Origin of the sequence: Pseudomonas sp. VD-NE ins, from assembly GCF_031882575.1 — a bacterium.
GTDB lineage: Bacteria > Pseudomonadota > Gammaproteobacteria > Pseudomonadales > Pseudomonadaceae > Aquipseudomonas > Aquipseudomonas fluorescens_BZ.
This window is the reverse complement of sequence record NZ_CP134772.1, coordinates 4,645,489-4,669,304: the sequence shown is the minus strand read 5'-3', so window position 1 is coordinate 4,669,304 and position 23,816 is coordinate 4,645,489. Positions and strand designations below refer to the sequence as shown.

At 59.3% G+C, this 23,816-nt stretch carries 23 protein-coding genes; 9 read left to right on the top strand and 14 right to left on the bottom strand.

Going from position 1 to position 23,816, the window contains the following annotated elements; translation table 11 throughout:
* Window positions 1–41: 41 nt before the first annotated feature.
* The gene (locus RMV17_RS20735; protein ID WP_311882184.1) at window positions 42–932 is read left to right on the top strand and encodes an ATP-binding protein; all 891 of its coding nucleotides are present in this window, start codon (window positions 42–44) and stop codon (window positions 930–932) included.
* Window positions 929–1,411, top strand: a complete 483-nt coding sequence (locus RMV17_RS20730; RefSeq protein WP_034155226.1) for a GAF domain-containing protein — start codon at window positions 929–931, stop codon at window positions 1,409–1,411. The genes RMV17_RS20735 and RMV17_RS20730 overlap by 4 nt, the downstream gene beginning before the upstream one ends.
* On the opposite strand, the gene RMV17_RS20725 is transcribed toward RMV17_RS20730, so the two are convergent.
* The 8 genes from RMV17_RS20725 to RMV17_RS20690 form a co-directional block, all read right to left on the bottom strand.
* A complete protein-coding gene (locus RMV17_RS20725) occupies window positions 1,412–4,357 on the bottom strand; it encodes an HD domain-containing phosphohydrolase (protein ID WP_311882183.1) in 2,946 nt (981 codons plus the stop codon). It abuts the gene before it with no gap.
* 47 nt (window positions 4,358–4,404) lie between these two features.
* Window positions 4,405–8,049 (bottom strand): transporter substrate-binding domain-containing protein, encoded by a 3,645-nt coding sequence (locus tag RMV17_RS20720; protein WP_311882181.1) that lies wholly within the window; start codon window positions 8,047–8,049, stop codon window positions 4,405–4,407.
* Window positions 8,050–8,057: 8 nt separating this feature from the next.
* Window positions 8,058–8,684 carry a response regulator transcription factor gene (locus tag RMV17_RS20715; RefSeq protein ID WP_034155223.1) on the bottom strand — a complete coding sequence of 209 codons (627 nt, stop codon included), beginning with the start codon at window positions 8,682–8,684 and terminating at the stop codon, window positions 8,058–8,060.
* 367 nt (window positions 8,685–9,051) lie between these two features.
* Window positions 9,052–10,380, bottom strand: a complete 1,329-nt coding sequence (locus tag RMV17_RS20710; RefSeq protein ID WP_311882180.1) for a deoxyguanosinetriphosphate triphosphohydrolase — start codon at window positions 10,378–10,380, stop codon at window positions 9,052–9,054.
* A gap of 76 nt (window positions 10,381–10,456) precedes the next feature.
* Window positions 10,457–11,620 carry an EAL domain-containing protein gene (locus tag RMV17_RS20705; protein ID WP_108225866.1) on the bottom strand — a complete coding sequence of 388 codons (1,164 nt, stop codon included), beginning with the start codon at window positions 11,618–11,620 and terminating at the stop codon, window positions 10,457–10,459.
* Window positions 11,621–11,743: 123 nt separating this feature from the next.
* On the bottom strand, window positions 11,744–12,079 hold the full coding sequence (locus tag RMV17_RS20700; protein WP_034155220.1) for a hypothetical protein: 336 nt from the start codon (window positions 12,077–12,079) through the stop codon (window positions 11,744–11,746).
* Window positions 12,076–12,462, bottom strand: coding sequence for a phage holin family protein (locus RMV17_RS20695; RefSeq protein WP_016985474.1), 387 nt, complete (start codon window positions 12,460–12,462; stop codon window positions 12,076–12,078). Before RMV17_RS20695 ends, RMV17_RS20700 begins: the two co-directional genes overlap by 4 nt.
* 2 nt (window positions 12,463–12,464) lie before the next feature.
* The gene (locus tag RMV17_RS20690; RefSeq protein WP_025113166.1) at window positions 12,465–12,779 is read right to left on the bottom strand and encodes a YqjD family protein; all 315 of its coding nucleotides are present in this window, start codon (window positions 12,777–12,779) and stop codon (window positions 12,465–12,467) included.
* 305 nt (window positions 12,780–13,084) lie between these two features.
* On the opposite strand from RMV17_RS20690, the gene RMV17_RS20685 reads away from it, so the two are divergent.
* Window positions 13,085–14,293 carry an ammonium transporter gene (locus tag RMV17_RS20685; RefSeq protein WP_311882175.1) on the top strand — a complete coding sequence of 403 codons (1,209 nt, stop codon included), beginning with the start codon at window positions 13,085–13,087 and terminating at the stop codon, window positions 14,291–14,293.
* On the opposite strand, the gene RMV17_RS20680 is transcribed toward RMV17_RS20685, so the two are convergent.
* Complete coding sequence (locus tag RMV17_RS20680; RefSeq protein WP_311882173.1) at window positions 14,290–16,002, bottom strand: monovalent cation:proton antiporter-2 (CPA2) family protein; 1,713 nt, start codon at window positions 16,000–16,002, stop codon at window positions 14,290–14,292. The genes RMV17_RS20685 and RMV17_RS20680 overlap by 4 nt on opposite strands.
* A gap of 209 nt (window positions 16,003–16,211) precedes the next feature.
* Here RMV17_RS20680 and RMV17_RS20675 point away from each other — a divergent pair, with 209 nt between their 5' ends.
* The 3 genes from RMV17_RS20675 to RMV17_RS20665 all read left to right on the top strand — a co-directional run bounded on the left by RMV17_RS20675 (window position 16,212) and on the right by RMV17_RS20665 (window position 17,837).
* Window positions 16,212–16,448, top strand: a complete 237-nt coding sequence (locus RMV17_RS20675; RefSeq protein WP_311882171.1) for a glutaredoxin family protein — start codon at window positions 16,212–16,214, stop codon at window positions 16,446–16,448.
* A gap of 110 nt (window positions 16,449–16,558) precedes the next feature.
* Entirely contained in the window at window positions 16,559–16,876 is a 318-nt protein-coding gene (locus RMV17_RS20670) for a transcriptional regulator (RefSeq protein ID WP_016985469.1), read from the top strand.
* Between the two features lie 70 nt (window positions 16,877–16,946).
* Window positions 16,947–17,837, top strand: coding sequence for a pseudouridine synthase (locus RMV17_RS20665; protein ID WP_108225868.1), 891 nt, complete (start codon window positions 16,947–16,949; stop codon window positions 17,835–17,837).
* A 79-nt stretch (window positions 17,838–17,916) separates the two neighbouring features.
* On the opposite strand, the gene RMV17_RS20660 is transcribed toward RMV17_RS20665, so the two are convergent.
* Together RMV17_RS20660 and mobA are read right to left on the bottom strand one after the other, a co-directional pair.
* Window positions 17,917–18,138 carry a YgdI/YgdR family lipoprotein gene (locus tag RMV17_RS20660; RefSeq protein ID WP_007908660.1) on the bottom strand — a complete coding sequence of 74 codons (222 nt, stop codon included), beginning with the start codon at window positions 18,136–18,138 and terminating at the stop codon, window positions 17,917–17,919.
* A 78-nt stretch (window positions 18,139–18,216) separates the two neighbouring features.
* Window positions 18,217–18,819, bottom strand: coding sequence for a molybdenum cofactor guanylyltransferase MobA (mobA, locus tag RMV17_RS20655; RefSeq protein WP_034155215.1), 603 nt, complete (start codon window positions 18,817–18,819; stop codon window positions 18,217–18,219).
* 81 nt (window positions 18,820–18,900) lie between these two features.
* Between mobA and moaB the strand changes: the two genes are divergently transcribed.
* Together moaB and glp are read left to right on the top strand one after the other, a co-directional pair.
* Window positions 18,901–19,440, top strand: coding sequence for a molybdenum cofactor biosynthesis protein B (gene moaB, locus RMV17_RS20650; RefSeq protein WP_007908664.1), 540 nt, complete (start codon window positions 18,901–18,903; stop codon window positions 19,438–19,440).
* A complete protein-coding gene (gene glp, locus RMV17_RS20645; protein WP_311882165.1) occupies window positions 19,424–20,650 on the top strand; it encodes a gephyrin-like molybdotransferase Glp in 1,227 nt (408 codons plus the stop codon). Before moaB ends, glp begins: the two co-directional genes overlap by 17 nt.
* Window positions 20,651–20,709: 59 nt before the next feature.
* Here glp and RMV17_RS20640 read toward each other — a convergent pair whose 3' ends face one another.
* The gene (locus tag RMV17_RS20640; protein WP_311887075.1) at window positions 20,710–21,018 is read right to left on the bottom strand and encodes a hypothetical protein; all 309 of its coding nucleotides are present in this window, start codon (window positions 21,016–21,018) and stop codon (window positions 20,710–20,712) included.
* A 312-nt stretch (window positions 21,019–21,330) separates the two neighbouring features.
* Here RMV17_RS20640 and yegS point away from each other — a divergent pair, with 312 nt between their 5' ends.
* Window positions 21,331–22,248 carry a lipid kinase YegS gene (yegS, locus tag RMV17_RS20635; RefSeq protein ID WP_108225870.1) on the top strand — a complete coding sequence of 306 codons (918 nt, stop codon included), beginning with the start codon at window positions 21,331–21,333 and terminating at the stop codon, window positions 22,246–22,248.
* On the opposite strand, the gene RMV17_RS20630 is transcribed toward yegS, so the two are convergent.
* Window positions 22,232–22,891 (bottom strand): response regulator transcription factor, encoded by a 660-nt coding sequence (locus tag RMV17_RS20630; protein ID WP_034155212.1) that lies wholly within the window; start codon window positions 22,889–22,891, stop codon window positions 22,232–22,234. The genes yegS and RMV17_RS20630 overlap by 17 nt on opposite strands.
* Window positions 22,888–23,781, bottom strand: coding sequence for a sensor histidine kinase (locus RMV17_RS20625; RefSeq protein ID WP_311887074.1), 894 nt, complete (start codon window positions 23,779–23,781; stop codon window positions 22,888–22,890). The genes RMV17_RS20630 and RMV17_RS20625 overlap by 4 nt, the downstream gene beginning before the upstream one ends.
* Between the last annotated feature and the right edge of the window lie 35 nt (window positions 23,782–23,816).

The following is a 23,816-nucleotide window of genomic DNA, read 5'->3' as shown; positions in this document are numbered from 1 at the left end:
GCAATCGCCATCATCACTGTGAACGTGCCCGAGGAGAAGACGTGGATTCCCGATTGAATGCTTTTCTTGAACGCGCCGAGTCGGTTCTGGCGCGTATCGAACCGTTGTTGCCGGCACCACGACCGGTGATCGACTGGGGCACTTGTCTGGCGGCGCGCTGGCAACGCGACGGGCGCAGTGGCTATCTGATGCCGCTGGAAGTCAGCCTCGACATGCGCCTGTCCGACCTGATCGGTGTCGACCGTCAGCTCGAACAACTGGGGCGCAACACTCAGCAGTTTCTCGATGGCATGCCGGCCAACCATGCGTTGCTGTGGGGCTCGCGCGGTACCGGCAAGTCGTCGCTGGTCCGCGCCTTGCTGGCGGAACACGCCGGCGCTGGTCTGCGCCTGATCGAGATCGAGCGTGACCACCTGGCGGATCTGCCACGCGTGGTCGAGCAGATCGGCAAACTGCCACAACGTTTCGTGCTGTTTTGCGATGACTTGTCGTTCGAGTCCGGTGAGGGCGATTATCGCGTGCTCAAAAGCGTGCTCGACGGCTCGCTTGAGCAGGCCCCGGACAACGTCTTGCTGTACGCCACTTCCAACCGTCGCCACCTGGTGCCGGAGAAGGAAAGCGACAACGAAAACTGGAAACGCGTCGACGGCGAATTGCATCCCAGCGAAGCCGTCGAAGACAAGATCGCGCTGTCGGACCGTTTCGGTCTGTGGCTGTCGTTCTACCCGTTTACCCAAGAACACTTCCTCAATGTCGTCGAACACTGGATCGGCCAGTTGGCTGCCAAGGCCGGCCTGAGCTGGCAGCGCGACGAAGAACTGGACATCCTTGCCGTGCGTTGGGCCACCGGCCGCGGCAATCGCAACGGACGTTGCGCGTACCAATTCGCCCGTTACTGGGTGGGACTGAAATTGTTGGAGCACAAGGCATGATTGATTTGCAACAAAGCGGCCAGGGCCTCGAAGGCTATGGCATGTTGGCCGCACAACTGGAATCGCTGCTGGCGGACGAACGCGATTTCATCGCCAACGCCGCGCAGTTTTCGGCGTTCCTGTTCAACCAGCTCGATGACTTGAACTGGGCGGGTTTTTACCTCAATCGCAACGAAGAACTGGTGCTCGGTCCGTTCCAGGGGCAGATCGCCTGCGTGCGCATTCCGTTCGGCCGTGGCGTGTGTGGCGCGGCGGCAGCGACTCTGCAAACCCAGCGCGTTGAAGACGTCCACGCGTTCCCGGGGCATATCGCCTGCGACAGCGCTTCGAACAGTGAGCTGGTCGTGCCGCTGGTCAAGGAGGGTCGTCTGATCGGTGTACTCGACCTCGACAGCCCGAAACTGGCGCGTTTCGGTGCGCAGGATCAGGCCGGTATCGAGCAACTGGCAGCGATTTTCCTGCGTCTGACCGACTGCTGATCATACGGTTAGGCCAGCCTTATGAAGCAGGCTGGCCGGATCGACGCTGTCGATCTGCGCGGGATCGAGAAAGCGCACGGCGTACTGCATGTACACGCCCTCATTGATGAACAAGCCAAACAACTGGGCATCGATGTGCGCTTCGCGGCACATGGTCGCCATGATGGTCAACGCTTCATTCAAGGTTTTGGCTTTCTTGTACGGGCGGTCGGCTGCGGTCAGCGCCTCGAAGATATCGGCAATCGCCATCATCCGTGCCGGCAGACTCATGTCTTCACGCTTCAGGCGTTTCGGGTAACCGGTGCCGTCCATTTTTTCATGATGACCGCCGGCGATTTCGGCAATGCTGTCGAGGTGGCCGGGGAAGGGCAGATGGCTGAGCATCATGATCGTCTGCACCATGTGATGATTGATCACATAGCGCTCTTCGCGGGTCAGCGTGCCGCGACTGATACTCAGGTTGTACAGCTCGCCGCGATTGTATTTGTAGTGCGGTACATCCAGCTTGAAGCCCCACGGATTGTCTTCGGGGATCAACTCGTTCGGGTCCCGTTCGAGCAAATGCTCGGGCTTGTCTGCCAGAAGCTTTTCACTGACCGGTAAATCCGGCGCCGGTGTGCGCGACTGACGCCGATTTTCTTCCCATGACACACCCAGTCGATCATCAAGGGTGCGCAGCCAGGTGCGCCGGGCCAGATGATCGAGGCGTTGCAGATCTGCTTCGGCCATTGCTTCACTGCCCAGATTGCAGCGGGCGACAAACGCAAAGTCGTCGTCCAGCGCTGTCAGCGTGGCGTCGCGCAACTCGGCCAGTGCGCCCTCGTCGCCGCCCAAGGCCCGCGCCTGCCAGTAACTGATCCAGGCATCACGCTTGAGCACTTCGAAACGGGTGCGGATTTCATGAATCCGGTCGTTGATGGTTTCCAGTTTGGTGGCTTTGTCGACCACGTATTCCGGCGTCGTGACCTTGCCGCAATCGTGCAGCCACGCGGCAATGTGCAAGGCTTCCCATTCATCCTCGTTCGGCTGGTAGGCGCGGAAGGCGGGCGCCTGACTGGCCGCTGCGGCCTGGGCGAGCATTAGCGTCAGCTCTGGCACACGCTGACAATGCCCGCCGGTGTAAGGGCTTTTGGCGTCGATGGCGCCGGCGAGTAATTGAATGAACGCATCGAGCAGTTGCTTCTGCCGGGCTTGCAGGCGCTGGCTCTCGATGCTCACTGCCGCCGCGCCGGAGACTGCCTGCAGGAAGGCGATGCGATCAGGGCGCAGTTTCTCCAGATCGGCTGCCGTGCCGCTGTCGCTCACCAGCAGAATCAGCAGCCCGATGGTTTCGTCGTGGCGATTGTGCAGGCGGATGCCGATCAGATGGATGCGTGGTGATTGCATCGCCAGCAGAACCTTCTGCAGATCTCCGGCCTGATCGACGCCGAAGTTGCTCACCACGTTGTTGGCGCCGACCAACTGTTCAAACCACGCCGGCCCTTTGTTCTGTTGCAGGTCGTGGCCCTGAATGTCGAACGCTTCCAAGGCCTGAGACGTACCATCGATCACCAATCCGTAAGGCTCCATGCGGCTGCTGTCACTTTCACGCAGATAGATCAGCCCTGCCTGCGCCTGGGCAATCTGCACCGTTTCAAACAGCACCCGTTGCAGCAGCGGGGCGAAGCGGGTTTCGGCGCCAAGGGTGTCGGTGATCCGGAAGAAACTTGCCAGGGTGTCCTTCATCCGCGCCATCGACACACTCAACTGGTCGACTTCAAGCACTGGCGAGCGACGTGCCAGAGGAAAGTTGAAATCGAAACTGCGGATCGCGTCCGCTTCCTTGACCAGCGCATGCAGGGGCTTGACCAATATCCGCGAAATCACCCAGCCCAGCGGCAGGCACAAGAGCAGGGTCGCGAGGGTGATCAGCGCGCCTTGCCAGCGTAAACGGTAGGCATCGATCAATAGCTCGTCTTCCGGCACCAGCAGCGCCAACTGCAAACCTTTCGGGCCGCCCTCCTGAATGCTGCTGCGGGCGACGATCCACTGGCGGCCATCGGCTTCCAGGCGATTGCCCGTGGCTGCGCCGGACAACAGCGCATGCAAGCCCGGACTCAGGTCCGCCGCTTTGGCCAGATGCGCGCCGCTACTGTCGACGATCAGGCGTTCGCTGGCGGGATAGGCCACGGCGTTGCCGTCGGCATCGAACAGGGCAATCTCGGTGGAGGGTGTGACAACATGTTTGCTCAGCGCAGCCGACAGCGCGACCAGCGTCAGGTCAGCGCCGATCACGGCATTCTCGCCGCTGCGGCGGGCCAACGTTGTGCCGACATTGCGCGTGGAGAAAAACACGTAGGGCTCGGTGGTGATCTGCTGGTTTTGCTGGCGAGCATGGTTGAACCACGCGCGGCTTCGCGGATCGTAGCTGTCGTCGGGGTTGTCCTGACGGCTGATCGGCGTCAGTGCCTGATCGAAAAACAGCGATTGCGAGTGCACCGTGCCCTGCGGGTCACGTTCGATGCTCCAGACCTGATACGCCGCCGCTTCAGGGGCCTTGAGCAATGTCTTGATGGCGGCGCTGCGCAGCGGACGCACCATGAAGAAATCGCCATTGGCATAACCCAGATATAGCGACGCCAGATTGGGATTGTCGCTGAGCGACTGGCTGAACGGTCGGAGCAAGGGCAAGCGTTGTTCAAGGCGCGCGGCCTGAGTGGCGGGGTCATCCGCCAGCAAACTCAGCAGGTGGCGGATCGGCTGATAGGTGGAAGACATGTCCAGGCGCACGTCCTGCTCGATCCGCTCGAACAGCTTTTCGCTGCTCGAGAGGATGATTTGCGTCGTCTGGTGATAATTGAACAGCCCCAGCACGACCCCGGTGAGCAGCAACAGGAGGGTGAACATGACGCTGATGTGCACATGCAGCGGAAACCGGCGTTGCTCCGGGCGCAGTGGGCTGGGCATTTCTGGCTCTCCATGATGGTTAACTCACTGCTCAGCGCCAAGCATAGTTAAGGCAAGCTCATTGTGCTTCGATCCGACAACGCCAATTGGTGCTGCAAAGCCTGCTCCAGATCGAGCATCGCCCGGTTGCTTGCCTCGCAACGGCGAGCGATCTCGTCTGTCGACATGGCCTCGGCGCAGCCCTGTTCGAGCGCATCGCAACACTCGATCACCCGCGATGCCTGGGCGATACGCGCCGCGCCCTTGATCTTGTGAGCGACCACCGCCAGCGCTCCGCGATCATGTTCGGGCGACAGCGCGAGCAGTTCCTGACGGTCGAGGCGGCTGCTTTTGAGCAATTCAGCCAGCAGGCGACGCGCCTGTGCAGGGTTACCGCCCGTCAGCATGTTCATGTTTTGCAGGTTGAAGGCCGGTGGTGCAGAGGTCGGCGTGATGCCGTCGACCCACTGGCTGAGCACGTTCAGGCTCAGTGGTTTGAACAGGCAATCGTTCATGCCGGCCTGTTTACAGCGCTGGATTTCCTCGGGCTGCGCATTGGCCGTGAAGCCCAGCACGGTGCAGGGCGGGCAGTGTGCCTGCTGCTCCTGCTGACGAATGGCGCGGGTCAATTCATAGCCGTTCATCAACGGCATGTTGCAGTCGACAATCACCAGATCAAAGTGGCCGGGTTTCCACAGCTTCAGACCGCTGCAGCCGTTTTCAGCAATGCTGAAGTGATGGCCGAGGAACTCCAGTTGCTGGCACATCAACAAGCGATTGGCCGGATGGTCATCCACCACCAGCACGCGCAGGGGTGTCTGCGAGGCCTTGATCGCCGGTTCGCTTTTGACCGTGCTCAGCTGTATCGGCAGGGTGTCCAGCGCCAGCGAAACGCAGACCTGAGTGCCGATGCCCGGCTGGCTGCTCAATTGCAATTGCCCGCCCATCATTTCGCACAGGTTGCGACTGATCACGAGCCCCAGGCCCGCACCGCTTCTGCCTTGTTGACTGCTGGTTTCCGCCTGGGCGAAAGGTTCGAACAAGCGTTGTTGATCCTCGGCACTGATACCGACACCGCTGTCCTGTACGGTCAGCTGCATCAGGGCGCGGGCGGGGACCTCGGTGTTCAAGAGTTCCAGGGTTATCCGCACATGCCCTTGCTCGGTGAATTTGATCGCATTGCTGACCAGATTCGACAGCACCTGTTTGAAACGCAGGGGGTCCAGATGCACATCGACCGCCAGATCCGGAGGATTGAAGATGACTTGCAGGGTAAGGTTTTTCTGCCGGGCGAGGCCGTCGAAGATCCTCGCCACAGACGCTACGGTATCGACCAGATTGACCCGTTCCGGGCAAAGACTCAGGCGTCCGGATTCGATCCGCGCAATGTCGAGAATATCGCCGATCAGACCCAGTAGGTCTTTGGCCGAATGATAGGCCGTGTCGATCGATGAACGATCCGGATGCTGTTGATCCATGCGTTTGAGCGTCAGTTCGAGCATGCCGATCACGGCATTCATCGGTGTGCGAATCTCGTGACTCATGGTCGCCAGAAACGTGCTTTTCGCCCGATTGGCCTCGTCGGCCTGCTCTTTGGCCGTGCGCAACTCATCAAACAACTGACGGCGCTCGCTGATATCGATCCAGCCGCCGATGATGCCTTTCACATCGCCGCTGGAGTCACGGTACGGCAGGATCCAGTGATAGATCGTCAGGCGTCGGGTGCCGATGTGCAAAGGCCGGTCGACGACCATCGGTGTGCCTTCGGCGACGACCCGCTGGTAGTCGGCCTGAAAGGCCTGGGCCTCGAAAGCGTTGCTCAGGCTGCCCTCGATGACGCTTTTGCCGATGACGTCCTCGCGTCTGGCATTGAAGGCTTCGAGGTAGCTTTCATTGCAACTTTGCAAAAGGCCCTGGCGGTCGCGAACATAAATCGGATGCGGGGTGCCATCGACCAGCGAACGCATGAACTCGAACTGGTCGTTCAACGCGCGCTCGGCGGCCTGGCGTTGTTTGATCTGGTGGCGCATGTAGGCGTTCCAGGCCAACAGCAGCAGGAGTACCAGGCAAGCGCCGATGATCACTTGATAGAACAGCCGTTGATAGTTGTGCCAGATGTTCTGCGAAGCAGTGGAGTAACCGCGCCAGCGGCCATTGATCACACCCAGTTCGTCGGGGGCGATGCTCAACAATGCCTTATTGATGATCGACGCCAGTTCCGTGTTGTCGCGCGCGGTCGCCAGTGAGAATGCTGCCTGGCCGGTGCCGATGGTGGTGGTGATCTGCAGCGCCTGGTTAAAGACCCGCGAAGAAATGAAGTAGTTGGCAATCACCAGCGAATTCACCGCGCCGTCGACATGGCCTTCAGCGAGCAACGACACCGCACTGAATGTATCCGCCGTTTCGATCAACTGGATGCGTGGATACTCTCGGCGCAAGTACTCGACCATCGGGTTGCCCTGGGCAATCGCCAGTTGCTTGCCTTTGAGCTGGCCCAGATTGGTCGGGCCGTCGGCGCTCTTGCGGGTCAGCAGCACATAGGAGTTTTCAAGGTAGGGACGACTGAAGTTGAGGGTTTTTTCGCGCTCGGTCGTTGGCAGTAACGCAGCAATCAGATCGGCTTGATGGTGATCTATCTGCTGGATCATTTCTGCGTCGTTGCGGCTGCGACGGATCTCGAAACGCAGGCCGGTGCGCAGGCGGATCAGCTCGAGCAAGTCGGCACTGATACCGCGAAAATTGCCATCGTTGTCAAAGAATGTCAGGGGCGCCAACGCTTCATTCACGACCACGCTGACCACCGGATGCTGTTTGAGCCACGCTTCTTCGCGCAGGGTCAGTTGCAGTTTCCGGTCGGTGAGCAACAGGTCGCTGCCAGCGCTCCAGCGCTTGGCAATATTGTCACGTTCACTGGCAGGTACCGCTTTCAGCACGGTGTCGATGATGCTCAGCAGTTGCGGGTTGTTGCGGCGCACGGCGAAGCTGAATCCCTGGGCTTCCTGCTTGCCGAAATTGGCCATGCGCACGTTGTTCAGGTAACCCTTGTTGATCATGTAGTGAGTTGAAAGGGTGTCGCCGAGGAACACATCGGCCTGGTCGAACGCCACCGCGTTGATCGCATTCTGGTAAGAGGGGTAGCAGGTGATGAGCGCTTTGGGGTACAGCGCTTTGATTTCGGGTAACGGCAGATAGTGATAGACCATGCTCAGCCGCAGCCCGGCGAGGCCTTCGGTGAGCGAGCGGGTTTCGTCTTCGCGGGTGACCAGTACCGGCAGGTCTATGGCATAGGGGGTCGACAACGCCAGGTTGGCATTGCCCGCTTCGAAGCCGTTCGCGGTGCCGAGCAGGTCGACCCGGCCATCGATCAGTGCGCGAATGGCGGCATCCCGGGAAGGAAAGCGCTGCACCCTGATCGGCAATCCGCTGGCCTGGCCGAGGAGGCCGGCGTAGTCGGCCGTCAGACCTTCGTAATCCTTGCCACTGACCGTCATGTCAAAAGGCGGGTAATCGGGCGCCGAGGTGCCCAGCACCAGTTCGCTACGTGCAAGCAGCCATTGCCGTTGGGACTGTTCGAGCGTCACTGGCACCGGTTCGTTCGCCGAGCGGCTGAGCAGGGCATAGTCCGCTGACGGGCCGGGTGTGGCGAACGCGTTGGCGCTCAGGTAAAGACCTGCGCTCAACGTAATTAAATAGTCCTTTAAACGGCTGGGCATGCGGGTTCTCACACGAGTGCGTTTCGTTTGGCCATCTCGATAAGTTCTACAAGGGATTTGGCCTTGAGTTTTTGCATCAGGCGTTTTTTGTAGGTGCTGACGGTTTTATTACTCAGGAACATGCCCTTGGCAATTTCCTTGTTAGTGCGCCCCTGGGCAAACAGTTGCAATACCATCAATTCGCGATCATTGACGGACTTGAACAGTTCCAGTTCGGCAAAGCGAACGTCGTCACTGCGGACCGGGTTCAATGCCTGACTGGGGAAATAGTTGTAACCGGAAAGTACCGCTTTGATTGCACTGACCAGTTCGCTCAGGTCTTCCTGTTTACAGACATATCCCGATGCGCCGGATTGCATGCAGCGAATGCCGAACAGTGTCGGACACTGTGCCGTCAGAATCAGGATCTTCAGCGGAGAACCCATGGCATTGAAGCGGGCCAGGACTTCCAGGCCGTCGAGCTTGGGAATGCTCACATCGAGAATGACCAGATCCGGCATGCACTCGCGCACCATCTGCATGGCATCGACCCCGTTATCGGTTTCACCGACGACCTTGTAACCTTCATGCTCCAGCAGCATTCGAACGGCGAGACGGATGACCGGGTGATCGTCGACAATAAAAACGGAGTTCATAATCAAATCCCATGCAAGCACGAATAAAGCGCGCACCTTAGCTCAGTTGAATGAGCACTCGCATGGAGTGACATGGCCCCAGTCACGTTATCGGATTATTCCTACAATTAATGAGGAAAAGGACTACGGCCAAACTAGGTTTGACGTAAGGAAGTGCAGGATTTGAACGGGCTTATAGTTTGCCTTGATTGATTTGCAAGTACTGGCTGTAAATGGCTTTTTATAAATGTTTAAAGTTGCTGGCTGTTCTGTTGGCAACAGTGGCTTTTCCCGCCATATCAGTCGTTAATTAAATACTCGCCGGTCGACGAGGGCAGAGTAGGTGCATGTGGGCGGCCAGCCTTATGGCTGCCCGCATGCGATGGGGTCAGTGACTGGAGCGGCCGGTCATCTCCAGCGCCATGTCACTGGCGTAGCTGTCGGTCATGCCGGCAATGAAATCGATCATGCGCAGAAACGAAGTGTGTAACGAACCTTGCGGATCCGGTGCGTTATTGCCCAGCAGATCGAGAATGCGCCGGCTTTTGAACGATGGTGTACGACCGTTGTGTTGTTCCAGCGCCGCGCCGCAGAACGAATTGAGCAGGATCTCCAGTGTGGTATAAGCGCCGATTTCATGCAGGGTTTTGCGTTTGTCCTGAAAGATTTTCCTGCGTGCGATGTCCTTGGCATTCAACACGCAACGCTTGGCCGGGCCGTGCATGTGCTCGACCAGATCGCCGTGCAGCGTGCCGGCAAGCAGCGCGCCTTGTTGCTCGACAAACGCTCGAGCGGCGGCGTTGGTCAAATGCTCGATGGCCTTGCCGCGCAGGATCGCCAGTTTGCGCCGGCGCGAATCCTGCGGGCCGAGCTGACGATAGGTTTCCGGCAGATCATCGCCCACCAGCCCGAGCAGCAGCGATTCGACTTCGGCGTACTCCAGCAGCTCCATTTCGAGGCCGTCTTCCAGATCAATCAGCGCGTAGCAGATGTCGTCGGCGGCCTCCATCAGGTACACCAGCGGATGCCGTGCCCAGCGCTGGTCTTCGATTTGCGGCAGGCCCAGTTTGTGGGCGATCTGCTCAAGCAGCGGCAACTCGCTCTGATAGCAACCGAATTTGTGCTTCTTGTAGCCCAGGGAGTCGGCGTGGCGTGCGGTCCACGGGTATTTCAGGTAGGTGCCGAGGGTCGCGTAGGTCAGTCGGGTGCCGCCATCGAACTGGTGATACTCCAGCTGAGTCAGTACGCGGAAGCCCTGGGCATTGCCTTCGAAGTTGAGGAAGTCAGCGCGTTCGGGTTCACTCATGCCGTCGAGCCAGCCACGCCCGGCCGCCTGTTGGAACCAGTGGCGAATGGCATCTTCACCAGAATGGCCGAACGGCGGATTGCCGATGTCGTGAGCCAGACACGCCGACTGCACCACCATGCCGAGATCGGCCGGGTCGCACCATTCGGGCAAGGCACTGCGCAGGGTTTCACCCACCCGCATGCCCAGCGAACGGCCAACGCAACTGACTTCCAGCGAGTGGGTCAGGCGCGTGTGAATATGGTCGTTGCTGGTGACCGGGTGCACTTGGGTCTTGCGCCCGAGACGACGGAAGGCGCCGGAGAAAATGATGCGGTCATGGTCTTTGTGGAAAGGGCTGCGGCCAAGTTCTTGCGGGCTGTGCAGTGGCTTGCCGAGGCGTTCGCGGTTGAGCAGGGTGTGCCAATCCAAGGCTGATTCTCTCCGTCAGGTGACTGGGGGCGTTGGCCCCTAGCTTCCCGGTTCACGCCTGCCCCTGCAAGCGGAACTACAGTCCGGCGGCGTCAATGTCGATGAGCAGCAAACGCTCACCGTTGTCGAAAAACTGCCCGGCCGTCAGGCAGTACTGATTGCTGGTGGCATCGCGGTAGGTATTGGAGAGCGTCAGACGCCGCTCCTCCCAGCCTTCGGCGAGCAAATGATAGAAGTACGGACGCCACGACCAGTTGTGCCCCAGATAACGATTGTCGGCGACCCAGCCGTGCTGGCGCCATTCGAGATTGGGCGTCAGTTGCGTGCCGTGGCGATCGCATTGATAGAACCGTAACAGCCATGGGAAGGCGTCCAGTTGTGGCAATGCGCTCAATGGCGCATGTGCCTGAGCCCAGGCTTGCAGGATCGACATCAGTTCAGCCAGTTGCTGGCGCATTTGCATCAGTCGCCCGCGCTCAGCGAGTTTCTGCCGAACATAGCGCTGGCGCAGTTCGGCGAAGCGTTGCACAAACGCATCGGTGGGAAAGAACTCTTCTTGCGCCCGCGCGAACAGGAAGCCCTGCACATAGCGCGATCCGCATTCCAGGGCGAAATTCAACTGCGCTTCAGTCTCGACGCCCTCGGCGATGATCCAGCAGCCGGTCTTCTCGGCCATCTGTGCGAGAGCCTTGACCACATCGCTGCTCGGCCCTCCCAGTGCTGCGGCCTGGAACAGGCGCATATCGAGCTTGAGAATGTCCGGTTGCAGCGCCAGCACCCGATCCAGTTGCGAGTAGCCGGCGCCAAAGTCATCGATGGCGATTCTCGCTCCCGCCTCGCGATAGCGCGCGACAACTTCGGCCAGGCGTTGACCATTGCCACCCAGTTCGGTGATCTCGAAGACGATGCGTTGCGGATCGATACTGTAGCGCGCCAATTGCTTGAGACTGGGCAGGGCTTGATCGGCGCGCAGGCGACTGATCCAGCGCGGCGACATGTTCAGGCTGAGAAACCAGTCTGCCGGCGCTTCATGCAAGCGGCTCAAGGCGTTGTCGCGGATTTGCCGGTCGAGACGGCGCAGCGCAATGGCGGGCGTACGCGGGTCGGCGAACAATGGCCCGACCGAATTCAGTTGACCGTCAGCCTGGCGCAGGCGACCCAACGCTTCGACGCCAGCAATGCGTCCCGTGGCGGTATCGATGAAAGGCTGAAAGCAGGCGAGCGGTTGCCCGTCGATCACGGGGCCTCCTTAGTGGTTCTTGTTCTGGTGAACCCCGCCGACCGGGTAGGCGCACGGGATTGAACCTCCGGATAAAGAGGTTCATCCCGCCGACAGTGCAAGAATGTAGCCAGATGTATCTGTTCAGCGTTTCGCCGAACTCTGCATGACCAGTTTGATCAGCGGCCCGAGGCTGGTGCCGAGCCGGATCAAGCGAGTCAATCCGCCACCGCCGCTTTTCGCGCCTTTGCCGGTGATGAAGCCCAATAGCGTAACGGCGGCCACGCCCCACAACGGCGCGTGTTTGATGCCGAAGCCACCTTGCAGGTTTTGCGTCATGCCGCGCATGCGATGCAGAGGCTGCAGCACTTGCCCGGCTTCGTGGCGGATTTCCTGACGATGCATTTCCATGCGCAGGCGGATCAACGCCTTGCGCATTTCCCGACGCGAGCTGTTGTGTGGCAATTCAGGCAGGCTCATGGCAGCAGGCGCTCCCGGTCGTTGGCCAGCTCTTCGAGCGTGCCGTGGAAAGGCGAGGACTCATCGAAGATCGCCGCCTTTAGACGCAGCCCGCAGAAGATCGAAGCCAGCGTATAGAAGACACACAGGCCAATGATCGCGGCAAGACGGTACGTGTCCCAGAACACGATCATCACCAATGTCGATAAACCCACCAGCAGCAACAGGGCAAAGACCAACGCCAGTCCTGCGAACAGCAGCAGGCTGACGGTACGTGATTTCTGCTCCTGCAATTCGATGCCGAACAACTCGACATGGCTGTGCAGCAGACCGAGAACGGCGGCGCCCAAGCGTCGCGTGGAAGAGGCGGTGCCCGCAGTCGGGCCGGATTCACCGATCGACATAATCAGCGCCGAGTAGCCAGCAGGCCGATCAGGAAGCCGACACCAGCAGCGATACCGACGGACTGCCAAGGGTTGGCCGATACGTAATCTTCGGTGGCGGTTACCGCAGCCTGACCGCGATCACGCAGGGTGTCTTCGGTCAGTTTCAGGGTTTCGCGGGCGCGCAGCAGGCTGTCGTGAATCTGCTCGCGCAGCTCATCAGCCTGATCGCCGGCCAGAGTGGCGGTGTGCTCGAGCAAGCGTTCGGTGTCGGCGACCAAAGTCTGGAAGTCGTTCATGAGGATTTCTTGAGCAGTCTTTGCCTTGATGCTGGCCATGGGTGGATCTCCGTAAGTGACGTCTGAAGCGTTCGAGTATGAGCCTTGCGCGAAGGTTCAGTACAAATGACTGGTACAACTTTTGCTGTGTCATGGTGCGTCGCCGGGCTGTTGTGCGCTGTTGCCGGGCGTGCGCGCTGAGAAACCTTATCCCAAACAATCCCGGTTTGTGTCAGGACATCGACCTCGTGCGCCAAAGCAGTTCGCAGGACCTTCGAATCGGTGACTGCGCGGTCGCAACTTGGTGCATGAAATGTACGCATGAACCGCTTTGGTGCCTTTTTCGCCTTTAGGTCTGCCTGCTTATGGAAAATCTGCAAAGCGCTGTGGACACCCTGGTTCACAGCTCCAATACCTTGTTCATTCTGATCGGTGCGGTGATGGTGCTGGCGATGCACGCCGGTTTCGCCTTTCTGGAAGTCGGTACGGTCCGCCAGAAAAACCAGGTCAATGCGCTGTCGAAAATTCTCAGTGATTTCGCCGTCTCGACCCTGGCCTATTTCTTTATAGGCTATTGGATCTCCTACGGCGTGACGTTTATGCAGCCGGCGGCGGTGCTGAGTGCCGATCATGGTTATGGATTGGTGAAGTTTTTCTTCCTGCTGACCTTTGCCGCTGCGATCCCGGCGATCATTTCCGGTGGCATCGCCGAGCGGGCGCGTTTCGTGCCGCAGTTGTGTGCCACGGCGCTGATCGTCGCGTTCATTTATCCGTTTTTCGAAGGCATGATCTGGAACGGCAACTACGGCCTGCAAGCATGGTTGACGGCGCAGTTCGGTGCCGCTTTCCATGATTTCGCCGGTTCTGTGGTGGTGCATGCCATGGGCGGTTGGCTGGCGCTGGCGGCGGTATTGCTGCTGGGACCGCGTAATGGTCGTTACCGCGACGGTCGCCTGGTGGCGTTCGCACCGTCGAGCATTCCGTTTCTGGCACTGGGGTCGTGGATTCTGATTGTCGGCTGGTTCGGCTTCAACGTAATGAGTGCGCAAACACTGCAAGGCGTCAGCGGTCTGGTGGCGGTCAATTCGTTGATGGCGATGGTCGGCGGCACCATGGCGGCGCTGCTCGTCGGGCGCAATGACCCGGGCTTTCTGCACAACGGCCCATTGGCCGGGTTGGTGGCGATCTGTGCCGGCTCCGATCTGATGCATCCGGTCGGTGCGCTGGTGACTGGCGCGATCGCCGGCGCACTGTTTGTCTGGTGCTTTACCGCTGCGCAGGTGAAATGGCGTATCGATGATGTCCTGGGTGTATGGCCTCTGCACGGTTTGTGCGGCGCGTGGGGCGGGATTGCCTGCGGGATTTTCGGCCAGACCGCGCTCGGCGGGATCGGCGGCGTCAGTCTGATCAGTCAGTTGATCGGTACCGCACTCGGCGTCGCCGTGGCGCTGATCGGCGGCTTCGTCGTCTACGGCGTGATCAAGGCGCTGCACGGGCTGCGCCTGAGTCAGGAACAAGAGTATTACGGCGCCGATCTGTCGCTGCACAAGATCGGCGCGGTGAGCCAGGATTAAGTCTCGGCATCGTCGCTACCGGGATAAAAGCCGTGGAGCAGGCGATAGCGGTCGATGCGCACCTGATCGACTTTTTCCTGCACCTGATGCGCTGGCAAGCCAAGCATGATCAAAGCGTGGGAGGCGAGCATCAGGCTCGACTCCAACAGCTCCGGCACCACTTCGGTGGCGCCGGCGGCTTTCAGTTCGGCCCATTGGCTGTCGTCGCGGGTGCGTACCAGGATCGGCACATGGGCGTTGAGCCGGCGGGCTTCCTTGAGGATGCGCAGGGCAATGTCGCTCTGATCCACCGCAACCACCAGCAGTCTGGCGCGTAGCAGGCCCACGGCGGTCAGCAGGTCGCCGCGCGACGAGTCGCCGTAATGCACGTCGCTTTCTCCGCTGGCGGCTTCCTGTACCCGCACCGGGTCATTGTCCAGGGCGATAAAAGGCTGTTTGGCATTGCGCAGGAAACGCCCGATGGATTGGCCGACGCGGCCGTAGCCACAAATCACCACGTGTTGGTTGAGGTCGGCGTTGAGGGCGCTGATCTCTTCGATCTGCGCCTCCTGATTGGGTTTGCGGTGCAGCACTGCAGCGATGCGTGGTGCCGCGCGCAGCAGCAATGGCGTCAGGAGCATTGAGCAGAACGTTGCAGCGAGCAGAAGATCGCCCAGCGCTTCGGGCATCATGCTGTGTTGTTGCATCTGCGCCATGAGGGCGAAGCAGAACTCGCCCCCGTGAGCCAGCGCCAGACCGCTACGCCACGCCGTTTCGCTGTCACTGCCGCGCCACTTCACCAGCAAGGCGACGACGATACCCTTGATCACCATCAAACCGACGGTGAGCGCGAGGATCAGCAGACTGTGACTGACGAACAGTTGCAGGTCGATGAGCATGCCGATGCTGACGAAAAACACCCCGAGCAGGATGTCGCGAAATGGCCGGATATCGGCCTCGATCTGGTGTCGATAGTGGCTTTCATCGAGCAACATGCCGGCCAGAAATGCACCGAGCGCAGGGGACAGGCCGAGCAGGTGTGTCAGCCAGGCAGTCAACAGCACAATCACCAGCGCCAGCAGCACGAACAATTCTGCCGAGCGTGACGCGGCCACTTCATGAAACAGCCGCGGCAGTAACCAGCGACTGGCCAGCAGCAGACCGACAAACAACACCACGGTTTTTGCCAGCGTCAGTGGCAACGCCCAGTACCAGGCCTGCTCACTGCTGCCGGCAAATACCGGCACCAACGTCAGCAACAACACCGCGACAACGTCCTGAAACAGCAAGACGCCAACGGCATTCTGGCCATGGCTGCTGAACACTTCACCGAGGCTGCCCAATTCCTTTGTCACAATTGCCGTTGATGACAGCGAAAGCCCGGCACCGAGCAACAGCGCCGGCGTCATCGGCATGCCCAGCAGTATCAGCAGCAGACCGAGCAGCGCGGTGCTGATCAGCACCTGTTGACTGCCGAGACGGAACACCACCTGGCGCAAGGCGATCATCTTCGACAGGGAGAACTCCAGACCCAGTGAAAACAACAGAAACACCACGCCCAATTCGGCCACATCCGGCAGATGTTCGCTCTCGTTGACCCAGTCGAATGCACTCGGCCCCACCAGCAATCCCACGCACAGATAGCCCAGAACCGGCGGCAACCGCAGGCGCCGGAACAGGGCAATCACCACGAGAGACGAGGCGAGGATGATCAACAGATTGGCAAACACTGGACACTCCGATGTCAGATTCAGGCTTTTCAAGCGTAGAGGCAAAAAGACCGGGAGGATCGCGTAATTGGTATTTCTGCGGACTGATTTGCGTCAGGGTTTTGCCTGTGAGCCTTTGTCGGGGGGGCTGGAGCCTTTGGGCGGAGGTGGCTCGACGGGTTTTCAGGTGCGGCCTAGAATAGGCCCACTCATTTTTTGGTTGAGCAATCATGCCTCCTGAATGTCAGCTGTTCGGCACCCTTGGGTGTCATTTGTGCGAAGTCGCTGAGGCCGAGTTGATGCCTTTCGTTGAGCATGGCCTGCTGGTTGAACTGGTCGATATCGCTGACGATGAAACGTGGTTCGAAGCTTACAGTCTGCGAATTCCGGTGTTGCGCCGCATCGACACCGGGGCTGAACTGGGCTGGCCATTCAGCGCTGATGAAGTCGTCGCGTTTCTGCGTTAATCCGCTTTTCCGGTTTATCCCGCCGGTCGCCGCTGCCATCCATTCCTTGGCATTTTGCGCTTTGTTCGGTTACTGTATGTTCATACAGTAAAGCGTCAGAGGGATGAACCGTGGTCAATGTCGAACAGTTGAAGAACAGCGTGAACCGGATGTCGGTTGACGTGGTGCGCGAGGCCGTTCTCGAATTGCGCCTGGACGGGCTGGTCACGGAAGGCAAGACGCCCTTCAACAAACTGCATTTCAATACCTGCTTTGCCGAGATCGAGGCCTTGTTTCAGCGTGCCGGTTATCACAAGCAACTCGATGTGGTCGGTTATCAGGGATTGCTTTACGCCTTGTACGATCCGGGCCGCTGGGATGCAGTTGACGTATTGCGCTGGCTCAAGGAATTCACCGACGCTGCCGCGCTGAAAACAATCCCGGCCTGAGCATTCTGCGCTAGGTTCGTTTCCCTCACTGCTGGATAATGCCGCCCTGTATTGAGGGTTCGATTTCCGTATGTCCACATCTACATTCTCTGCTGCTCAGAATCAGGCGAGCACACTTTATCTGCCGCCCGGTAAATGGCTGACCGTACTCGATTGCCTGTGCGAGCATTTCCGCGCCATTGACCGCGAGCAATGGCTGGACCGCATCGCTCGGGGACGCGTGCTGGACGGCCATGGCCAGCCGATATCGGTGGATTTGGCTTACAAGGAAGGCTTGCGGATTCACTATTTTCGCGAAGTGCCGGACGAAAAACCGATCCCGGTGGTCGAGTCGATCCTGTATGCAGACGAACATCTGGTGGTGGCTGACAAGCCGCATTTTCTGCCGGTGACGCCCGCCGGCGAATACGTTGAGCAAACCTTGTTGCGCAGGCTGATTCGTCGCCTGGACAATCCTCACCTGGTGCCACTGCACCGCATCGACCGGCACACAGCGGGACTGGTCATTTTCTCGGCCAATCCGCAAACCCGATCGGCTTATCAGTCGCTGTTCCCCACGCGGCAGATCGACAAGCGCTATGAGGCTATTGCACCGGCGCTGCCAGATCTGGATTTTCCCTTGGTACACAAGAGTCGTCTGGTGGACGGCGAACCGTTTTTCCGCATGCAGGAAGGCGCCGGTGCCAGCAATACCGAAACGGCGGTGGAAGTTCGGGAAAAGCATGGCGATCTGTGGCGCTATGGTTTGTTTCCGGTGACTGGCAAGAAACATCAACTGCGCGTCCACATGACTGCGCTGGGGGCGAGCATCTGCAACGATCCGTTCTATCCGCAGGTGTTGAAAGACGTCGAGGACGATTACGCCAATCCGCTGAAGCTGCTGGCGCAGGGGCTGCGGTTTGTCGACCCGGTGACCGGTGAGGAGCGCGAATTCGAGAGCCGGATCACGCTGCAGTGGTGAAACCGCCTCACTTTTCGAGCGCCCATGAAAAAGCCCGCAATCAATGCGGGCTTTTCTGTATCCGGTATCGACCCAGAGCTTACAGCTCTTTAACGGTACGAACCTGATCCTTGTTGATGCGAGTTTCTTTGCCGTCCAGCTGTTTGAACTCGTAGAAGCCCGAATCGTCATCGTATTTCGGGGTGTCGACGGCCTGGATTTCGCGACCGTCATTCAAGGTGATCACTGTAGGCGACGAGCAACCGGCGAGGGTGGCAAGGCCCAGTGCGAGCATGAAAGTGGCGAGGGTCCGTTGAGTCATGGGTGTGTCTCCGAATGGGAATTCTTTTGGTTACTGAGCTTGAGACGTATACAAGGCGTGAGAGTTCCTTGAATGGTGTCAGTCTGACACAGTGTTGTGGGAATTTAACAGTTCGGGGGTGTTGAGGTTGGCTAGTCGCGGGTCGTTGTCCGGGCACTCCAGGGCAGTGGCGCCGAGATTGCGCATGACCCGGCCGGGGCTGCGTTCACCGGCGTTCCAGGCGTTTTCGAAGGCATCTAGCAAGGCCACCGGAATCACACACAGCAACGGTTCCCAATGCGCGTCATGGCGCAACATTAAAGGTTTTTCAGGATGCTGATTGGCGGCTTCGCGCATGCTTTGCAGTAATGCCGCATCAATTCGCGGGACATCACAGGGTAAAACAAGAAGGTGCGTATGGCGCGCAGCTTTCAAGCCTGCACGAATGCCGGCCAATGGCCCTGGAAAATCGCCCTCGTCATCGACCACCAATTGATCGGCAAACGGCGCGTAACGCTCGCGATTACGGTTGCAGGAGATGATCAGATCGTCGGTCAGCCCGCGGACCTTGCGCTGCAAGTGCACAATCAACGGCTCGCCCAGCCACTCGATCAAGCCTTTGTCCTGACCGCCCATGCGTTGGCCGCGTCCGCCTGCGAGGAGCAGAATGGAGCAGGCGGGCAGTTGCGTATCGAGGGTCATGGCAGCTCTCCAGTGGGGCGGCGAAAAAATGGGGCGCTGTGATATAACACCGGGCTGTTTCTCCTACAACTGGACGAGCCTATGAAAGCCAAGGCTGATGTACCTTTCGTGCCGCTCAATATTGCGGTACTGACAGTCAGTGACACCCGAACCCTGGAAACCGACACCTCAGGCCAGGTCTTCGTCGACCGCTTGACGGCGGCGGGTCATTTTCTGGCGCAGCGGGTTCTGCTCAAAGATGACCTCTACAAAATTCGCGCGCAAGTCGCCACCTGGATTGCCGACGATGTGGTGCAGGTTGTGCTGATCACCGGCGGTACTGGTTTCACCGGTCGCGACAGCACACCGGAAGCCGTTGCCTGCCTGCTGGACAAACAGGTCGACGGGTTTGGTGAGTTGTTCCGGCAGATTTCGGTCGCCGATATCGGGACCTCGACCGTGCAGTCCCGTGCGCTGGCGGGCCTGGCCAATGGCACGCTGGTTTGCTGCTTGCCGGGTTCAACCAATGCCGTGCGCACCGGTTGGGATGGCATCCTGGGCGAGCAGTTGGACGCGCGTCACCGCCCATGCAATTTCGTCACTCATTTGAAGCAGGCGGCGCCTTGTGAATCCCGTGGGTAAGCCGGGCAAGACCGGGGCACTGATGCCGGTCGAGGTGGCGTTGACGCGCCTGCTCGAAATGGCTGAAGCCTCGCCCATTGTCGAGCATGAATATTTGCCTCTGGCTCAGGTTCAGGGGCGGGTACTGAGCGAAGACCTGATTTCGACGCTGGATCTGCCGCCGTGGCCGAACAGTGCCATGGACGGTTATGCGCTGAATCTGGCCGACTGGACGGGCGAACCGATGCCGGTCAGTCAGAAGGTGTTTGCCGGGCAATCCCCCGAACCGCTGAAGCCGCGTACCTGTGCACGGATTTTCACCGGGGCTCCGGTGCCGGCGGGTGCTGATTGCGTGGAAATGCAGGAAAACGCTGAGGTACAAGCCGATGAACAGGTGCGTTTCCTCGAACCGATGAAGGCGGGGCAGAACATCCGTCCGCAAGGCCAGGAAACCACTGTCGGTGAGCTGATCCTGCCCGCCGGCACCCGCTTGGGTCCGATAGAGCAGGGGCTGGCCGCATCGTTGGGTTGTGCCGGGTTGAAGGTCGTGCGCAAGGTTCGAGTCGCGGTGATTTCCACCGGCGATGAATTGGTCGAACCGGGCCAGGCACTGGGGCCCGGTCAGATATACAACAGCAATCGGGTGTTGCTGTGCAGTTGGCTGCAACGACTGGGCTGTGAAGTGATCGATGCCGGTATTCTTCCGGATGATCTGGCCACTACCCGTACCCGTCTGGCGGAGTTGCAGGATGTTGACCTGATTCTTTCCACGGGGGGGGTGTCGGTAGGTGAGGCGGATTTTCTCGGTGTCGCCTTGCGCGAGGAGGGCGAGCTTGCCCTTTGGAAACTGGCGATCAAGCCTGGAAAACCGCTGACGTTCGGCCATTTCCGCCGCGTGCCGGTCATTGGCTTGCCAGGAAATCCGGCGTCGACATTGGTGACCTTTGCGCTGCTCACTCGACCCTACCTGTTACGCCGTCAGGGCGTGCGGGATGTCGAGCCGCTGAAGTTCACCGTGCCGGCAGGTTTTGACTGGCCGGTGCCAGGCAATCGTCGTGAGTACTTGCGAGGCCGTCTCGAGCAAGGACGGGCGACTATTTACCGCAACCAGAGTTCGGGCGTGCTGCGTAGCGCGGCGTGGGCAGATGGATTGGTCGAAGTGCTGGAAGGTCGCACGCTGAACGAAGGAGACCAAGTGGTCTTCATTCCGCTGAGTGACCTGCTGGGCTGATCACGTCGTGCAAATGCAGGCGTCGGCTGGCTCGGGCGGCGCCTGCAATGACTCATCACTTAATTGCTGATCAATGTCACAAGCTGATCGAATCGGCTATTGGCCACCCAACCCAGCAGGCCCAACACTACCGCTGTTGCACCCGCCGAGTAGGCAAGCCGGTGCTTGATCGTTCTGACGTCACCGCGGATTTCGTCCATGTCCCGTCGAAGGTATTTGAGATGGGTTTCCAGCTCGGTAACTCGGGGTTCCATATCAACTTCTCCAGTGGTTCTGGTGCTGTTTTTGAAATCGGACTTCTGCTTCGCGCGACTTTCGACGAGGGGGCCAACGGGACTCACTGGCATTCTGGCTTCATGACTTGGCATGGAAGCATCCACCGGTTGTTTCAATTGTTCGCTTGCAAGCTTTTCCAGCTCTCGAACTGGCAAGAGCCCTGGGGGTGTATCCACTCATTACATGCACGTCCTTGTGTATTGGATTGAAGATCGATACCGCCAGCACACGGTGACCCAATGCTTGAGCCGGGTCAATTAAGCCGATTCCGCATGTTTTGTAAGAAAAAATACCGCCGTGTAGGACGTCTCGGTCCGAAGGATGAATTAATTGTGAGGCCGACGGCTTTTTTACGTGCGGCAGTGGTCAAGATGACTCAACCGATCGGATTTTGGAGTGATGAGATGAGTGAACGCCGGGCGCTGTTGATTCTGCATGGCAAGCAGGCACTCAACGAGGCGGTACGCACCGCCGTCGAGGACAAGCGCAAGCAAGGCTGGGAGCTGGCCGTGCGTCTGACGTGGGAGGCAGGGGATGCTCAGCGTTGGGTGGAGCAAGCCTTGGCGGACGGCTACACAAAGATTATCGCCGGCGGTGGAGATGGCACGTTGCGCGACATCGCCGAAGCACTCGCGGCGCATCCGGGCAAAGCCAGTCTGGTCCTTTTGCCTTTGGGCACTGCCAACGATTTTTCCCGCGCAGCCGGCGTGCCATTGGAGCCTGCCGAAGCCCTTGAGCTGCTCGATGTACCGCCGCGCGCTATTGATCTGGGTGAAGTGGGCGGGCAGATTTTCCTCAATATGGCCACCGGTGGTTTCGGCAGCCAGGTCACGGCCAATACGTCCGAGGATCTGAAAAAAGTACTCGGCGGTGCAGCCTATCTGTTCACTGGCCTGTCTCGGTTCAGCGAGCTGCATGCTGCTTATGGCGAACTTCAGGGGCCGGATTTTCACTGGCGTGGTGAGCTGTTGGCATTGGGCATCGGCAACGGTCGTCAGGCCGGCGGTGGGCACGTATTGTGCCCGGAGGCGCTGGCCGATGACGGGTTGCTTGATATCAGCATCCTGCCGGCGCCACAGGAGTTGGTGGGCACGTTGAAGACGCTGCTCAGTGATGGTTTCGGGATCGATAACATGTTTGTTCGAACCCGTTTGCCATGGGTCGAAATCAAGGTGGCCGAAGGACTTTGCATCAACCTTGATGGCGAGCCGCTGGAAGGTGACAGTATGCGATTTGAAGCGCGTCCGGCGGCGTTGCGTGTGCATTTGCCGGAGCACTCTCCATTGTTGAGTCGCGCCGGATCGGTCAGTCGTCCAGGCTGATGATCTGTTCGCGTACAGCGAACAGCACCAGGCCTGCCACGTCGTAGATTTGCAGGCGCTTCATGATCTGTGAGCGGTGGGTCTCGACAGTCTTGATGCTCAACCCCAGGCCATTGGCGATTTCCCGGGTGGATTTGCCCCGCACGATCAAGCGCAGGATTTCCAGTTGTCGGGCGGTCAGATTGTGCGAGTCGGCGATTTCCGGCTGCTGCTTCTGATTCCGGGTCAGGGCCTGATTGATCACGGTATGAGCGATGGCCGGGCTCAGGTAGCGCTCGTTGTTGCGCAAGGCTTCCAGTGCATGTTCGAGCTCGGTGGCCGTCGTATCCTTGAGCAGGTAGCCGTGGGCGCCGGACTCGAGTGCCTGCATGATCAGCGCCGGATCGGTGTGCATCGACAGGATCAGCACCTTGCTCTGCGGGCGCACTCGCTTGAGCCGTTGCAGGGCCTCCAGGCCACCGGTTTCTTTCATGGAGATATCCAGCAACACGATATCCGGACTCAGTTGCTCGACCATTTCGAGCAGCTGCGAACCGTCATTGGCCTCGCCAATCACCGCGTAACCGGGAATATCCAGCACAAGAGCGCGCACGCCGGCCCTGATCAGCGAGTGGTCATCCACCAGAAGTAAGTTGCAAGTCAACGCATAACCTTATTCGTACTGGCCCGCTCGAGTGCGCGAGGCGCCCAGGGGAAGAGTGCTTCGATTTGAGTGCCTTTGCCCGGCTCGCTGATGACGTTCAGAGTGCCGCCCAGTTGCTCGATTCGTTCGGCCATTCCGGCCATGCCTCGTTGTCCTTCGCGACCGGGATTGGCAGCCGGGGCGAAACCCAGACCGTCATCGCTGATCAGCAGCGTCAGCCCTTTTGGCAGACGTTGCACGCGTATCACCAGATTTTTCGCCTGCGCGTGACGCAGGGTATTGGTCACCGCCTCCTGGGTAATACGGAAGGCGGCGACCGCCATTTCTTCCGGGATACCGTTGAGGCGCTGCTGGCAATCAAGGCTCCAGTGCACACTGGTGTTGGTCAATGTCTTGAGCAGATGCGCGCGCAGGCTGGCTTCAAGCCCCAGGCTGGTCAACTGGCGTGGATTGAGAATGGCCGAAACGTCGCGCACCTTGTCGAGGGTTTCTTCCAGGGTGTCGCACAACGCCGTGCATTGCTCGTGCAAGTCATCCGGCATGCGGCGCTTGAGCCACTCGCTCTGCAATTTGGCGGCGGTCAGCAACTGGCCGATATCGTCATGCAGTTCGCGGCTGAGGCGATGGCGTTCGTTTTCCTGGACTTCCAGCAAGCGGTCAGCGAGTTCCTGTGGCTGAAATTTGATGGATTTGCGTGACAGTCGATATTGCACCCAGACACACGCAGTAGCGGCGATATTGAGCAGCAGCAAGCCCAGGCTAAGGTGTGTCGAAAAACCGTAGGTCAGCAGGCTGCCGAGCGTTGCTGCGACACACAGTATGAGTGTGAACCGGCGTGCATTTTCCCGGGAGGGTGGCCATGTAGTGATTGACTTGAGGCTGGCGTACATAACGGATGGAGCCAATGGATGTTCGCTGCGGGCAG